Genomic DNA, 14,931 nt, shown 5'->3' on the forward strand with positions numbered 1-14,931 from the left:
GATCCCGCGCCGGCCGGCCGTCCGCTGATCACGCCGAGACGGCGTCTGCTCCGACCCGCGCCGCCAGCCGCATCCAGGTCTCGACCACCGTGTCGGGGTTCAGCGACATCGACTCGATGCCCTGATCGAGCAGCCAGTCCGCGAGGTCCGGGTGGTCCGACGGCCCTTGCCCGCAGATGCCGATGTACTTGCCGCGGCGCCGGCACGCCTCGATGGCCATCGCGAGCATCTTCTTCACGGCAGGGTCCCGCTCGTCGAACGTCTGGGCGACGAGTGACGAGTCACGGTCGAGACCGAGGGTGAGCTGGGTCATGTCGTTCGAGCCGATCGAGAACCCGTCGAAGTGGTCGAGGAATTCATCCGCCAGGAGCGCGTTCGATGGGACCTCGCACATCATCACGACCTCGAGGCCGTTCTCGCCTCGGCGCAGCCCGTTCTCCGCGAGCAGGTCGACGACGGCGGCGCCTTCGGCGACCGTCCGGACGAACGGGATCATGATCTTCACGTTCGTCAGGCCCATGTCGTCGCGCACGCGCCGCAACGCCTCGCACTCCATGTCGAAGCACTCGCGGAACTCGTCCGAGATATAACGAGACGCCCCCCGGTACCCGATCATCGGGTTCTCCTCGTGCGGCTCGTACCGGTCTCCGCCGAGCAGGTTGGCGTACTCGTTCGACTTGAAGTCGCTCATCCGCACGATGACCGGCTCGGGTGCGAAGGCCGCGGCCAGCATCCCGACGCCTTCCGCGACGCGCTGGATGAAGAACTCGCGCGGCGACGGGTAGGCGGCGATGCGGTCGGCGACCTGCGCGTGCAGGTCGGCCGGGAGCGCGTCGAACTCGAGCAGCGCGCGGGGGTGGATGCCGATCTGGCGGTTGATGATGAACTCCAGCCGCGCGAGGCCGATGCCGCGGTTCGGAAGCCGCGAGAACGAGAACGCCTGATCGGGCGTGCCGACGTTCATCATGATCTTGACCGGGACCTCCGGCATCCGATCCAGGTGCGTCTCGTCCTCGCGGAAATCGAGCAGTCCCTGGTAGACGAAGCCGTCGTCGCCCTCGGCGCACGACACGGTGACGTCGAGCCCGTCGGGCAGCACGTCGGTCGCGTTGCCGGTGCCGACGACAGCGGGGATGCCGAGTTCCCGCGCGATGATCGCGGCGTGGCACGTGCGTCCACCGCGGTTCGTGACGATCGCGGAGGCCCTCTTCATGATCGGCTCCCAGTCGGGATCGGTCATGTCCGCGACGAGCACGTCGCCGGCGCGGAAGTGGGCCATCTGGTCGATGCCGCGCAGCACGCTCACCGCTCCCGAGCCGATCTTCTGCCCGATCGCCCGTCCGGTGGCCAGAACGTCGCTGCGCTCGGCGAGTACGAAGCGGCGCATGACGTTGGCGTCGGCCCGCGAGACGACGGTCTCGGGGCGGGCCTGCAGGATGTACAGCCTGCCGTCGGCGCCGTCACGCGCCCACTCGATGTCCATCGGACGCCCGTAGTGCTTCTCGATCGTCACAGCGTGGCGGGCGAGTTCGGTCACCTCGGCATCCGTGATGCTGAACAGTCGACGCTGCTCGGCGGGGACATCTTCGAAGACCGTCGTCCCGCCGACCTGGCTGCTCGTCGTGTAGCGCATCGCGACGGCCTTCTCGCCGACCGAGCGCTTGAGGATCGCGGGGCGGGATGCGGCCAGCGCCGGCTTGTAGACGTAGAACTCGTCGGGGTTCACAGCCCCCTGCACGACGGCCTCGCCGAGGCCGTACGAGCTGGTGATGAACACGGCATCCTCGAAGCCCGACTCGGTGTCGACGGTGAACATGACCCCGGACGCCCCGATGTCGGAGCGCACCATGCGCTGCACGCCGACGGAGAGGGCGACGTCGTGGTGGTCGAAGCCGTTGTGCACGCGGTAGGCGATCGCGCGGTCGTTGTAGAGGGAGGAGAACACCTGGCGCACGGCCTGCAGGATGTTCTCGATGCCGGAGATGTTCAAGAAGGTCTCCTGCTGGCCGGCGAACGACGCGTCGGGGAGGTCCTCGGCGGTCGCCGACGATCTCACCGCCCACGAGACGGCTTCCGGAGCCACGTCGTTCTCGAGCAGACGCGTGTAGGCGGAGCGGATGTCGCGCTCGATGTCAGCGGGAAGCGACTGCTGCTCGATCCACTGCCGCACGGTGGCGCCGACGCGCGCGAGCTGGGTGACGTCGTCGACGTCGATCGCCTCGACGGCCGCGCGGATTCGCGCGTCGAGCCCGTCGGATGCCAGGAAGGCGCGGTACGCGTCGGCGGTCGTCGCGAACCCGCCCGGCACGCGCACGCCGAGGTCGGACAGGTGCGAGACCATCTCACCGAGCGACGCGTTCTTGCCGCCGACCTGGGGAAGGTCGGCCATGCCGACCTCGTCGAACCAGAGGATGTTGCTCATAGCGCTGCTTCTTTCACTGGGTTGGCGGAATGCACGGGTTTGCGGAAAGCACGGTCAGGCACGCAGCTTCATGGTCTGCATGATGACCGCCGACATCTCCTCGACGCTCTTGGTCGAGGAGTTCAGGAACGGGACACGATTTCGTCGGTAGAGGTCTTCGGCGCGGCGCAGCTCGAGCGTGCACTGCTCGAGGCTCGCGTACTGGGATCCGGGCCGGCGCTCGTGACGCACCTGGCTCAGACGCAGGGGCGTGGTCGTGAGCCCGAAGCAGCGGTCGCGGTACTTGGCGATGGATCGCGGCAGACCCTCGGCGGGCAGGTCGTCTTCCGTGAGCGGATAGTTCGCGACGCGCAGACCGTGCTGGAGCGCGAGGTACATGGTCGTCGGCGTCTTGCCGCAGCGCGAAGGTGCGACGATGACGACGTCGGCCTGATCTAGGGCGCGGTAGCTCTGCCCATCGTCGTGTTCGATGGCGTACTCGACCGCGCGCATGCGGGCGAAGTAGCGGTCGGTGTCGCCGAGGCCGTGATATACGCCCAGCTGCTCGGATGCCGTGACCCCGAGCGCCTGCTCGAGCTCGGTGAGGTGGCCGGCGAGGAGGTCTATGACTGTCGCCTTCGATGCACTGAGGATGCCGCGGAGCGCTGCCTGCTTCACCGTGATGAACAGGAGCGGCTCGCGACCCTCGGCCGCATCTGCCGCGATGCTCGCGGCGACCGTGCGCGCTTCGGACTCGGACGCGACGAACGGGATCGTCTGCTTCGAGAAACGGATGCCGGGGAAGTTCGCCAGCAGCGCGCTGCCGAGCGTCTCGGCGGTGACGCCCGTGCTGTCCGACACGAAGTACGCGGGGCGCGTCGCTGCCGGATCGCGATCGGTCATGCGTTCACTCTAGGAAAGAGTCCCTGGCTCCCTTGACCGATCCAGCGCGAAGGATTCGCTGTTCTTTACGTTTCGGCAAGCGGGATACTCGCGCCCGCGTGCCTCATCAGCCCGCGGCCTCCTCCGGCCGCTCCTGCACCTCGACCGCAGCCGTGTCGGGGACGTACCCGTCGATGTGCCGCTCGTCCGGTCCGTTGTACGCCGACAACGGGCGGATCAGTGCGTTCGAGGCCTGCTGCTCCATGATGTGGGCCGTCCATCCGGTGACCCGCGCCGCGATGAACAGCGGCGTGAAGGTGAGCGTGTCGTAGCCGATGAGGTTGTAGGCCGGGCCCGACGGGTAGTCGAGGTTCGGATAGATGCCCTTGCGCGAGACGAACTCATCCTCGAGGGTCTCGTAGAGCTCCGCGACATCCGGCCGGTCGTAGTGCGCGACAAGAGTGTCGAGTGCGGCCTTCATCGTCGGCACCCGCGAGTCGCCGCGCTTGTAGACGCGGTGACCGAAGCCCATGATCTTGCGCTTCTCGGCGAGCGCCTCGTCGAGCCATCCCGAAACGGCGGACGCCGTGCCGATCTCGTCGAGGATGTGCATCACGGCCTCGTTCGCACCGCCGTGCAGCGGGCCCTTCAGCGCGCCGATCGCACCGACGACGGCCGAGTAGATGTCGCTCAGCGTCGACGTGATCACGCGCGCCGTGAACGTGGACGCGTTGAAGGAGTGCTCCGCGTACAGGATCATCGAGCGGTTGAAAGCATCCACGACCACGGCATCCGGCTCCTCGCCGAACGTGAGCCACAGGAAGTTCGCCGCGTAGTCGAGGTCGTCTCGCGACTCGACGATCTCCTGGCCGCGACGACGCCGCTGGCCGTACGACACGATCGCCGGAAGCACGGCGAACAGCTTCAGGCTGCGCTCAAGGTTCTCAGCAGGCGTGCCGACGGCATCCAGAACATTGGTGATGCCGGCCGTCTCGATCGCGCCGATCACGCTGACCGCCGTGCGCACCTCATCCATCGGGTGCGAGTCGAGTGGCAGGCGGTCGATCGCCTCCTTGACCTCCGCGGGGAGGGCACGGTTCGCGCGCTCGGTCGCACGGAACTCGGTCAATTGCTCGTCCGAAGGCAGCTCGCCGTGCCACAGCAGATACGCGACCGCCTCGAAGGGCTGCGTCGCGGCGAGCTCCTGCACCGGGTATCCGCGGTAGAGCAGGCTGTTCGTCTCGGGATTGACCTTGCTGATCGCCGTCTCATCGGCGACGACGCCGGCCAAGCCCTTCTTGATGTCGGTCATGCTGTGCTCCTTTGCAGTGTGTGCGTGCCGCTCAGCGGTCGATGGTGAAGTTGAACACGCCGGAGTCGAAGTGGTTGTACGACTCGTAGTCGATCAGGTCGTAGAGGTCGGCGCGGTGCTGCATCTCGCCGAGCCTGCCGGTCAGGTGCCCTTCCTCCAGCAGGGTATCGAGACCCCGCCCGACCGCCCCCATGGCCAGACGCAGCAGCGACACCGGCCAGATGACGATGTTCACGCCGACATTCCGAAGCTGGTCCACCGAGAACAGGTCCGATTTCCCGAACTCGGTCATGTTCGCCAGAATCGGCACGTCGACGGCATCCCGGATCGCGGCGAACTCCTCGAGCGACCGCATCGCCTCGGGGAAGATCGCGTCGGCACCGGCATCCACCAGCGCCTTCGCACGATCCTTCGCGGCCTCCAGCCCGTCGACGGCGGCGATGTCGGTGCGCGCCATGATGAGGAAGTTCTCGTCGCGACGGGCGTCGACGGCGGCGCGGATGCGCTTGACCGCGGTGTCCGCGTCGACGACGGCCTTGCCGTCGAGGTGCCCGCACCGCTTCGGGTTGATCTGGTCCTCGATGTGGGCGCCGGCGATCCCGGCATCCTCGAGCGTCTGGATCGTGCGCGCCACGTTCATCGGCTCGCCGAACCCGGTGTCGGCATCGATGATCGCCGGCAGCTCGGTCATCCGCGCGATCTGCTGCCCGCGGCCGGCGACCTCGGTGAGCGTGGTCAGTCCGATGTCGGGCAGGCCGAGATCCGCCGAGACCACGGCACCCGAGATGTAGACGCCCTCGAAGCCCTTCTGCTCGATGAGCCGCGCCGACAGCGGGTTGAACGCGCCGGGGAACCGCAGCAGCTCACCGGTCGCGAGCCGTTCGCGGAACAGCCGCCGCTTCTCGGCCGCCGGGGTGGTGGAGTACAGCATCAGAACAGCCCCCGCGTGACGGCTTCGGATGCCACGACGCCCGGCTTCGCGATGATCGACAGCTCCGCGACCTCGGCGGCCGTCAGCTCGGGCAGGCGCTGAACGAGCGACAGGAAGCGCTCGATCTCCTCCGGCGCCAGCACCGGCTCCGCCAGCAGACGGAACTTCGAGATGTAGTTGTCGCGCGCGAACGGGCGTGCACCGAGCGGGTGCGCGTCGGCGACGGCGATCTCGTCGACGAGAGTGGTGCCGTCCTCGAACGTGATCTCGACGCGACCGCCGAAGGCCTTCTCGCTGATGTCGTTCGAGTGGTAGCGACGCGTCCACTCGGCGTCCTCGAGCGTCGTGACCTTGTTCCACAGCTCGACCGTGTCGGTGCGGCCCGCGCGCTCGGGGGTGTACGAGTCGACGTGGTGCCAGGCGCCGTCCTGCAGGGCGACCGTGAAGATGTACGGGATCGAGTGATCGAGCGTCTCGCGCGATGCCGTCGGGTCGTACTTCTGCGGGTCGTTCGCGCCCGAGCCGATCACGTAGTGGGTGTGGTGGCTCGTGTGCAGAACGACGGATCTGATCGAAGACGTGTCGATGCCGTCGTTGTGCAGCTTGCGCGCCAGGTCGATCCACGCCTGCGCCTGGTACTCGGCGGAGTGCTCCTTCGTGTACGTGTCGAGGATCGCGCGCTTCGCCTCGCCCTTCGCCGGCAGCGGCACGTCGTACGCGGCATCCTTGCCGTCCAGCATCCAGGCGATGACGCCGTCTTCGCCTTCGTAGATGGGCGATGGGCTGGTCTGGCCCCGCATGGCGCGGTCGACGGCCTCAACAGCCATCTTGCCGGCGAACGCCGGGGCGTGCGCCTTCCACGTGGAGATCTCGCCCTTGCGGCTCTGCCGCGTCGCGGTCGTCGTGTGCAGCGCCTGACCGATGGCCTGATAGATCGTCTCGGTGTCGAGACCGAGGAGCGTGCCGATGCCGGCCGCGGCCGACGGGCCGAGGTGGGCGACGTGGTCGATCTTGTGCTTGTGCAGGCAGATCGCCTTCACGAGGTCGACCTGGATCTCGTAACCCGTCGCGATGGCGCGCACGAGGGCCGTGCCGTCACTGCCCGCGTGCTGCGCGACCGCGAGGATCGGCGGAATGTTGTCCCCGGGGTGCGAGTACTCGGCGGCGAGGAAGGTGTCGTGGTAGTCGAGCTCGCGCACGGCGACGCCGTTCGCCCACGCCGCCCACTCGGGACTGGTGCGCTTCTCCAGCGGGGCGCCGAAGACGGTCGCGCCGGCGCCGCCGGTCGAGACCGGGTGGCTGAACGCCTGGTCGCGGGCCGCGACGATCGGTGCGCGGGTGAGGGATGCCGCGGCGACCGATGCGTTGTCGATGATGCGGTTGATGATCATGTCGACGACGTCCTGCTCGACCGCGACGGGGTCGGCGGCGACCTCGGCGATCTTCCAGGCGAGCTGCTCCTCGCGGGGCAGGTCCTCTTCGCTCTTGTAGACGCGGACGTGGTGGTTGACGGTCATTTCGTTCCTTCCGGCAGGGAGCTCTGCTGTTCCAAAGAGTCGAGGATGCTCGTGAGCGCATTGCGCAGGTGCACGTGCGTGGCATGGGCTGCGAGGTCGCCGTCGCGCTCGGCGAGCGCCTCGGCGATGAGCCGGTGCTCGGCGACGGATGCCGCGAGCCGCTCCGGCTTGTCGCGGGCCATGCGCCGCACCCGCACGAGGTGCGTGCGCACGGTGCGCAGGGCCGCGGCCATGTAGTCGTTCGCGACCGCCGCGTCGACAGCGGCGTCGAAGCGGGCGATGAGGGCGTAGTAGTCGTCGCGTCCGGTGTCGGCGTCGAGGGATGCCGCAGCCTGGGCGAACTCGTGGGCCAGAGACCCGAACAGTGAAGCATCGCCGCGAAGGGCGGCCAGTCGCGCACCCGACTCCTCGAGCGCACGACGGAGCTCGAACAGCGAGCGGATGTCATCCGCATCGATCCCGGCGACGACGGTGACGCGCGGCGACTGCTGCTCGACGAGTCCGTCGGCGCTGAGCTGTTGCAGGGCTTCGCGCAGCGGCGTGCGGCTGACGCCGAGGCGAGCCGCCTGCTCGACCTCGGCGAGGACGGCACCGGGCGCGAGCACACCGGACTGGATCTCATCCAGCAGCGCCGCGTAGGCTCGATCGCTCGCGCGGGTGCGCTCGGGGGCGGTGCGCTCGACAGTGCTGCTCACACGATCAGTGTATACATAATTCGCGCTCCGCGGCGCGGAGGCCCCTCAGGCGGTTACGAAGGTATACAGAGTGCCTACTCGGTCGTGCCCTCGTACAGGCCGATCGAGTTCCCGTCGGGGTCGCTGATGACCGCCCACCAGCTCGTCTCGCTGATCGGCTGCTTCTCCATCAGCACCGTCGCGCCGGAGGCGACGGCCGCGGCGACCGTCTCCTCGATCGAATCGACCTCGACGTAGGAGCGCGGCTGGGTGAAGTCATCGCTGCGCGGAGCGAGACCGCCGCCCGAGATCTTGTTCGGCGCCTGCCACATCGGGTAGCCCTCGTAGCCGGGCATCTCCGAGATCTCCCAGCCGAACAGTCCCGAGTAGAAGGCCTGCGCCTTCGCCAGATCGCTGACCGGGATGTCGATGTGCGTGATGTCGCCGTGTGCCATGTCGAGTCCTTCCGTCGTTTCGTGGACGACGCCGGGAGGCGCCGGGCACGGCAAGTCTCGCCCTGCCCCCGCGCGAGATCAAGGGGTCTCGTCGAAGTCCAGCACCGGATCGCCCGAGACGGATGCCGCGGGCTCGCCGAGCTTCACGACGACGACCCCCGCGAGCACGAGAACAGCACCGAGCCCCTGCAGCAGGTTCGGCAGTTGGCCGAGCAGCAGCCACCCGAACAGCAGCGCGGCGACAACTTCGGCGAGCGCGATGAACGACGCCAATCGCGATCCGAGAAGGCGCGTCGAGGCGATGCCGAGCACGTACGCGAGTGCGGTTGCGACGATCCCGATGGCCAGCACCGGGACGAACCACGGCACGGTTCCGAACCGGTAGGTCACGTCATCCGTGTTCCAGGCGATCGGCAGGATGCCGACTGCTCCGGCGAGGGTGAGCCCCACGGCTCCCACGAGCAGCCCGGAGCCTGCGAGCGCGATCGGCGGCAGTCCGGTGTCGCTACGCCCCGACAGCACGAAGTACGCCGCCGCACCGATCATCGCCCCGAACGCCCAGAGGATGCCGCCCACGTCGACGCTGCGGCCCGAGAGCACATCGAGCATGAGCACGAGACCTGCGAACGCGATCAGCGCACCGAGGATGCTGCGCCTGGTCGGCTTCTCGCCGCGCCGCATCCAGAGCCACAGGACCACGGCGATCGGTGCGGTGTATTCGATGAGCAGGGCGAGTCCGACGTCCATCACGGCGACGGCCTGGAAGTAGAACAGCTGCGTGGCGGTGACGGCCAGCAGCCCGTAGGCGGCGATCATTCCGAGGTTGCGGCGCAGCAGCATCCAGCGCCCGCGCAGCGCGATGACCGTCGGGATCAGGAGCACGAGCGCTGCGACCCAGATCCGTACCGTGACCGCAGCTCCTGGCGTCCAGCCGGCGTCGATGAGTCCGCGCGCCCAGGCCCCGGACATCCCGAACGCGAAGGCCGCCGCGATCGCGAGCGGAAGCCCGAGCCGCAACCCCGAGCGCACGCGGGTGTCATCTGTCAAAGTCCTCATGGTCGATGACAGTAGCGAGCGGGGTTGTAAGGTGTCAACATGATCTTCACCGATGACACGGCCGAGGCGATGCGAGCGGCCGTCCACCTCGCGAACAGCGCGCAGGACCCGGACACGCTCGTCACCCGTGCGGACTTCGACGCGTTCCTTGTCGAGTTCCCGTACACCGGCCGCATCGACCGCGACGCCGACGAGCTCGCAGCCGTGCGCGCCCTGCGACCGCGGTTGCGCCGGATGCTCCTCGCCCCGCGCGACGAGATGGTCGACGAGATCAACGACGCGTTCCGCGACATCGTCTTCGACGCGCATGTCGTCCGCCACGACGGCGCCGACTGGCACCTGCACGCTGTCGCCGACGACCGCCCGCTCGCCGAGCGCATCCTCGCCGAGACGGCGATGGCGCTCCTCGACGTCGTCCGCGCCGACGAGGGCAGCCGGCTCGCGGTGTGCGCGGACGACGACTGCGACGGCGTCGTGCTCGACCTGTCGCGCAACCGCTCCCGACGCTACTGCTCGGTCGCCTGCACGAATCGCAACGCCGTCGCGGCGTATCGCGCCCGGCAGCGCTGAGGCATCAGCGCGCCCGATACCCGGTGTGGTCCGGGTTCGGCGCGAGCTTCCACCCGTCGCCGTCCGCCACGACGAGGTTCTTCATGCCGCCGGCTTCGGCGATCACCTCATAGTCCTGTCCGGCGTCGGCCGCGTAGCAGAAGAGCGTGACGAACGGCTCGTCGCCGACGTTGACGCTGCGGTGGATCCAGTGCCCCGGCACGTCGACGGCCTTGCCCGGCGTGAGCTCGATGGCCGAGCTCTCACCGTCGAGCGTCTCGAGCAGCATCACTCCCCGCCCACTGAGGCAGTAGTACAGCTCGGCGCGGTCTGCGACGGCGTGCAGGTGGCCGCGCGTGACCGCGAACTCCTCGCCGTAGCGACCGGGCAGCAGCGCACTCGTGCCGACGATCAGCGCGCCGGGACCCTCCTGGTAGCGGTGGTCGTCGACCCAGTAGACGAGCTCGTCCGTGCCGCGCTCGCCGACGGCATCCTGCCAGGCCCGGTCGTCGCGGTATACGCCGGCCATGTCGCCGAGGAACTTCTCGTAGCGGCGCGACCGCCCCTCGATGCCGCCCTGCGGCGAGATCTCCAGCAGGGCGGGGACGTCCACGACGGGGGTGCTCACGATGTTCTCCTACGACTTGTAACTACAGGACTTGTAATTACAGGTATACTCCATCTCAGCACGATCCGGAACCGCAACCAACGAAGCAGGCACGAACTGTGATCATCGCCCACGACCTCGGCACCACCGGGAACAAGGCATCGCTGCACCACGACGACGGCAGGCTCGTGGCATCCACGACCGTCGGCTACCCGGCGTACTTCGCCGCCGGCGGCGTCGCCGAGCAGAACCCCGACGACTGGTGGGATGCCGTCGTCCGAGCCACCCGCGACCTCCTCTCGAGCACGGACACCGCGCCCACCGATGTCGGCGGACTCGTCGTGAGCGGCCAGATGATGGGCGCTGTGCTGCTCGACGGCGAGGGACGCCCGGTGCGCCCGGCGATCATCTGGGCCGACACCCGCGCCGGCGCCCAGCAGCGCGAGCTCGAGCAGGCGCTCGGTGCCGAGCACGCCTACGAGATGCTCGGCCACCGGCTCAACCCGACCTACTCCGTCGAGAAGGTCATGTGGGTGCGCGACAACGAGCCGGAGGTCTGGGAGCGCGTGCGGCGGTTCTGCGTCGCCAAGGACTACATCGTCCTGGGCCTCACCGGGCGCCTGGCGACGGACCGCTCGGATGCCTCCGGCACGAACGCCTACGACCAGCGCACCGGCGACTGGTCGGATGAGGTGCTCGCCGCGGCGGGCCTCGACCGAGCGCTGTTCCCCGAGATCCTCGACGCGACCGCGATCGCCGGCACGCTGACGGATGCCGCGGCATCCGCCCTCGGCCTGAACGCCGGCGTCCGCGTGGTCATGGGCGGCGGCGACGGCCCGATGGCGGCCGTCGGATCCGGCATCGTCGCGCCGGAGGACGGCGCCTACGTGTCGCTCGGCACCTCCTCCTGGATCTCGTTCGCCACCGACGCACCGTTGATCGACCGCGGGCTGCGGACCTTCACCTTCGACAACGTCGTACCCGGATCGTTCGTGCCGACCGCGACGATGCAGGCCGGCGGCGCATCGATCCAGTGGATCGCCGAGGCGCTGTCCGCGGACCCCCGGCATCCGGAGACGGCGCGGCTGACCGCCGAATCCGAGGACGCCGACACCGAGGACCTCTACTTCCTGCCCTACCTGCTCGGCGAGCGCTCCCCCATCTGGGACCCGAATGCCCGCGGCGCGTTCCTCGGCATCGGCCGCCACCACACGCGCAGCCATCTCGTCCGCGCCGTGCTCGAGGGGATCGGGTTCAACCTGCTCAGCAGCATCCACGCGTTCCGCGAGTCGGGCGCGACGATCGACCGCATCGACGCGGTCGGCGGCGGGGCGCAGAGCGACGTGCTGCTGCAGGTCCTCGCGGACGTGTGGGGCGTGCCGGTGCGGCGGCGCACGGTCGTCGAAGAGGCGAACAGCCTCGGAGCGGCGGTGACCGGGGCGGTCGGCCTCGGTCTCGCCGACTTCGCCGCCGCCAGGGCGCTGAGCGAGGTCACGGCGGAGTTCACGCCGGATGCCGCGCGCCACCGCGTCTACGCCGAACGACATGGCCGCTTCACCGCCGCCTACGACGCCCTCGCGCCCTGGTTCGCGGGAGGCACGCGCTGATGGGCGTCATCCTCGCCACCAGCCGGTCGTTCTCGGACGGCGACATCGACCTCGTCGCGCGCGCCGCGGCCGCGGGGCACGAGATCGTCCGCGGCCCCGCGCATCACGGCCTCGCCGAGCTCGCCCCCCTGCTCGCGCAAGCCGATGCCTGGATCGCCGGCACCGGCCCGGTCACCGCCGCGCATCTGGATGCCGCGCCGAACCTCCGGGTCGTCGCACGCTACGGCGTCGGCATCGAGGCCGTGGATCTCGACGCGGCCGCCGCTCGCGGCATCCCCGTCACCAACACCCCCGGCGCCAACGCGGATGCCGTCGCCGACCACGCCACAGGCCTCATGCTCGCGGCGCTCCGGCTCATCCCGGACGGAGATCGCCGCGTCAGACAGGGCGACTGGAGCGTCCGCCGCGGCCGCGAACTCGGCGCCGCCACGGTCGGCATCGTCGGCTTCGGCCGGATCGGGCAGGGCGTCGCGGGGCGCCTGTCGGGCTTCGGCCCGCGCATCCTCGCTGCCGACCCATTCCTCGATCCAGGCCGCATCCGCGATCTCGGCGCCGAGCCGATGGACCTCGACGAGCTGTTCCGCACCGCCGATCTCATCACGCTGCACGCTCCCGGCGGGCAGCGGCTCATCGACGCGCAGCGGCTCGCCGGCATCCGCCCCGGCACGGTCATCGTGAACACCGCGCGACCCGACCTCGTCGACGAATCCGCTCTCGCAGCCGCGCTGCGCGGCGGACGACTCGCGGGGTACGCGGCCGACACGCTCGACGGCGACACCGCGGCGTCGTCCAGCCCGCTCCTCGCCGACGACCTGGCCGATCGCGTGATCGTCACCCCGCACCTGGGCGCACAGACCACGCAGGCCGTCGACAACATGGGCTCGATGTCGCTCGACGACGCGCTCGCCGTCCTCGCGGGTCGCGCGCCCGCCCATCCTGTGAAAGGCACCTCATGACAACCACCCCCGACGCCGACTACATGGGCTTCGTCGGCGTGACCACCGGCTCCTCCTCGATCATGAAGGTGTTCCCGCTGTGGGCCGACATCCTGGGGCTCCCCACCCGCCGGCTCATCGGCCACGACCTGCCGATGGATGCCTCCCCCGAGCAGTACCGCGCGCTCGTCGAGCAGATCCGCGACGACCCCCGCCACCGCGGCGCGCTCGTGACCACGCACAAGATGAACGTGTACGCCGCGGCATCCGACCTGTTCGACGAACTCGACCCGTTCGCCGTCTCGTGCTCCGAGATCTCCAGCATCGCCAAGCGCGGCACGCGCCTGTCCGGCCGCGCGAAGGATCCGATCACCGTCGATCTGGCACTGAACGACTTCCTGCCGGCCGACCACTTCGCGACCACCGGCGCCGAGGTCGTCATCCTCGGCGCGGGCGGGTCGGGGACGGCGCTCAGCTGGGCGCTGTCGGAGCGCGACGACGCACCCGCGAAGGTGACCGTGACGGCGCGCGACGACGCCAAGCTCGAGCACCTGCGCGAGGTGCACCGTCAGCACGGCACCCGCGACGGGCTCATCGAGTACGTGCGGACGGACACGGTCGACGACGCCGCATCCCTCGTCGCGGCCGCTCCACGCGGCTCGCTCATCGTCAACGCGACCGGGCTCGGCAAGGACCGGCCCGGCTCCCCCCTGCCCGACGACGCCGTGTTCCCCGGGGATGCCTACGTCTGGGAGTTCAACTACCGCGGGTCGCTGGAGTTCCTGCACCAGGCGCGTGCTCAGCAAGCCGCTCGGAATATGCACGTCGTCGACGGCTGGCGTTACTTCATCCACGGATGGTCGCAGGTCGTCGCCGACGTGTTCGAGCTCGAGCTCACCCCCGAGATCGTCGAGCAGCTCGCGCGGGCCGCGGAGGGTGCGCGCTGATGATCCGCACGGTGCTCGGCGACATCGACCCCGCGCTGCTGGGCCCGACGAACTATCACGAGCACCTCTTCCAGGTCACGCCCCTGCTGCCCGGAGACGAGCTCGACGACGAGGATGCGTCGGGCCTCGAGGCAGGGCTTCTGCAGGCGAGCGGCTTCGCCGCGATGGTGGATGCCACGCCCTTCGGTCTCGGCCGCGACCCCGAGGCCCTCGCACGCATCAGCTCCGCCACGGGACTGCACGTCGTCGCGACGACCGGCAGGCACCGCGAGGCGCACTACGCCTCCGACCACCCGACCCGCTCATGGGATGCCGACCGGCTCGCCGCACTGTTCATCGCCGACGTCGAGGAAGGCGTGCCGGTCTCGGATGCCGCGCACGTGTCCCCCGGTGGTGCGGGCACCCCCGCGCGGACGCCGGACGGAAGCCCGGTGCGCGCCGGCATGCTCAAGGCCGGCATCGACTACTGGCGCATCAGCCCGTTCGAGCGCACCACGCTCGACGCGCTGGCCGCCGCGCACCGGACCACGAGCGCCCCGGTCATGGTGCACCTGGAGTTCTGCACCGCGGCGCACGAGGTGCTCGATCTGCTGGAGGGTGCGGGCGTGGCATCCGACCGGGTCGTCCTCGCCCACGCCGACCGCGATCCGGATGCGGGCCTGCACGCCTCGCTCGTCGAACGCGGCGCCTATCTCGGCTACGACGGCTTCGCCCGCCCCCGCACGCGCTCCGACGCCGAACTGCTCGCCCTGACCGAACGCGTCGTCGACCTCGTCGGCACCGACCGCATCCTGCTCGGCGGCGACGTCGCCCGGCGCACCCGGTACATCGCTTACGGCGGCATGCCGGGCCTGGCCTACCTCGGCGAGCGGTACCTGCCGCGCCTGCGGTCGGCGATCGGCGCGGATGCTGTCGAGCGGATGCTGGTCGCAGGCCCCGCGCGGCTGCTCGACCTGTCGCGCTGAGGCGAAGTACGGCCGCGTACAGACGTAGGGGCCCTGAACGGATGCAGGGCGACAGGCCGAGGATCTGCCCTGCATCCGTTCATTCGTCCTGCA

General features: G+C 69.5%; 14 protein-coding genes. 5 read left to right on the forward strand and 9 right to left on the reverse strand.

The features are described from left to right. Positions 1 to 28: 28 nt before the first annotated feature. The 8 genes from ppsA to AB0269_RS08330 all read right to left on the reverse strand — a co-directional run bounded on the left by ppsA (position 29) and on the right by AB0269_RS08330 (position 9,228). Positions 29 to 2,422 (reverse strand): phosphoenolpyruvate synthase, encoded by a 2,394-nt coding sequence (gene ppsA / locus AB0269_RS08295; protein ID WP_366210737.1) that lies wholly within the window; start codon positions 2,420 to 2,422, stop codon positions 29 to 31. A gap of 54 nt (positions 2,423 to 2,476) precedes the next feature. Next, positions 2,477 to 3,304, reverse strand: coding sequence for a pyruvate, water dikinase regulatory protein (locus AB0269_RS08300; protein WP_366210738.1), 828 nt, complete (start codon positions 3,302 to 3,304; stop codon positions 2,477 to 2,479). 106 nt (positions 3,305 to 3,410) lie between these two features. Beyond that, a complete protein-coding gene (locus AB0269_RS08305; protein ID WP_366210739.1) occupies positions 3,411 to 4,595 on the reverse strand; it encodes a bifunctional 2-methylcitrate synthase/citrate synthase in 1,185 nt (394 codons plus the stop codon). Between the two features lie 31 nt (positions 4,596 to 4,626). Next, on the reverse strand, positions 4,627 to 5,526 hold the full coding sequence (gene prpB, locus AB0269_RS08310) for a methylisocitrate lyase (protein WP_366210740.1): 900 nt from the start codon (positions 5,524 to 5,526) through the stop codon (positions 4,627 to 4,629). After that, complete coding sequence (locus tag AB0269_RS08315) at positions 5,526 to 7,043, reverse strand: MmgE/PrpD family protein (protein WP_366210741.1); 1,518 nt, start codon at positions 7,041 to 7,043, stop codon at positions 5,526 to 5,528. The genes prpB and AB0269_RS08315 overlap by 1 nt, the downstream gene beginning before the upstream one ends. Next, entirely contained in the window at positions 7,040 to 7,738 is a 699-nt protein-coding gene (locus tag AB0269_RS08320) for a GntR family transcriptional regulator (protein WP_366210742.1), read from the reverse strand. Before AB0269_RS08320 ends, AB0269_RS08315 begins: the two co-directional genes overlap by 4 nt. Positions 7,739 to 7,812: 74 nt before the next feature. Further along, positions 7,813 to 8,172 carry a VOC family protein gene (locus AB0269_RS08325; RefSeq protein ID WP_366210743.1) on the reverse strand — a complete coding sequence of 120 codons (360 nt, stop codon included), beginning with the start codon at positions 8,170 to 8,172 and terminating at the stop codon, positions 7,813 to 7,815. A gap of 78 nt (positions 8,173 to 8,250) precedes the next feature. Then, the gene (locus tag AB0269_RS08330; RefSeq protein WP_366210744.1) at positions 8,251 to 9,228 is read right to left on the reverse strand and encodes an EamA family transporter; all 978 of its coding nucleotides are present in this window, start codon (positions 9,226 to 9,228) and stop codon (positions 8,251 to 8,253) included. A gap of 39 nt (positions 9,229 to 9,267) precedes the next feature. Between AB0269_RS08330 and AB0269_RS08335 the strand changes: the two genes are divergently transcribed. Beyond that, positions 9,268 to 9,798: a CGNR zinc finger domain-containing protein gene (locus AB0269_RS08335; protein WP_366210745.1), complete on the forward strand. Its 531-nt coding sequence runs from the start codon at positions 9,268 to 9,270 to the stop codon at positions 9,796 to 9,798. A 4-nt stretch (positions 9,799 to 9,802) separates the two neighbouring features. Here the strand turns inward: AB0269_RS08335 and AB0269_RS08340 are convergent, their stop codons facing one another. After that, positions 9,803 to 10,405, reverse strand: coding sequence for a glucose-6-phosphate isomerase family protein (locus tag AB0269_RS08340; protein WP_366210746.1), 603 nt, complete (start codon positions 10,403 to 10,405; stop codon positions 9,803 to 9,805). Positions 10,406 to 10,503: 98 nt separating this feature from the next. Between AB0269_RS08340 and xylB the strand changes: the two genes are divergently transcribed. Genes xylB through AB0269_RS08360 form a run of 4 tightly spaced genes read left to right on the forward strand, consistent with a single transcriptional unit; the run spans position 10,504 to position 14,838 of the window. Next, positions 10,504 to 11,991: a xylulokinase gene (xylB, locus tag AB0269_RS08345; protein WP_366210747.1), complete on the forward strand. Its 1,488-nt coding sequence runs from the start codon at positions 10,504 to 10,506 to the stop codon at positions 11,989 to 11,991. Then, the gene (locus tag AB0269_RS08350) at positions 11,991 to 12,947 is read left to right on the forward strand and encodes a phosphoglycerate dehydrogenase (protein ID WP_366210748.1); all 957 of its coding nucleotides are present in this window, start codon (positions 11,991 to 11,993) and stop codon (positions 12,945 to 12,947) included. Before xylB ends, AB0269_RS08350 begins: the two co-directional genes overlap by 1 nt. Continuing rightward, a complete protein-coding gene (locus AB0269_RS08355; protein WP_366210749.1) occupies positions 12,944 to 13,873 on the forward strand; it encodes a shikimate dehydrogenase in 930 nt (309 codons plus the stop codon). Before AB0269_RS08350 ends, AB0269_RS08355 begins: the two co-directional genes overlap by 4 nt. After that, positions 13,873 to 14,838 carry an aryldialkylphosphatase gene (locus AB0269_RS08360; protein ID WP_366210750.1) on the forward strand — a complete coding sequence of 322 codons (966 nt, stop codon included), beginning with the start codon at positions 13,873 to 13,875 and terminating at the stop codon, positions 14,836 to 14,838. Before AB0269_RS08355 ends, AB0269_RS08360 begins: the two co-directional genes overlap by 1 nt. Positions 14,839 to 14,931: the final 93 nt, after the last annotated feature.

This window comes from Microbacterium sp. NPDC077644, assembly GCF_040702785.1.
Classification (GTDB): Bacteria; Actinomycetota; Actinomycetes; order Actinomycetales; family Microbacteriaceae; genus Microbacterium.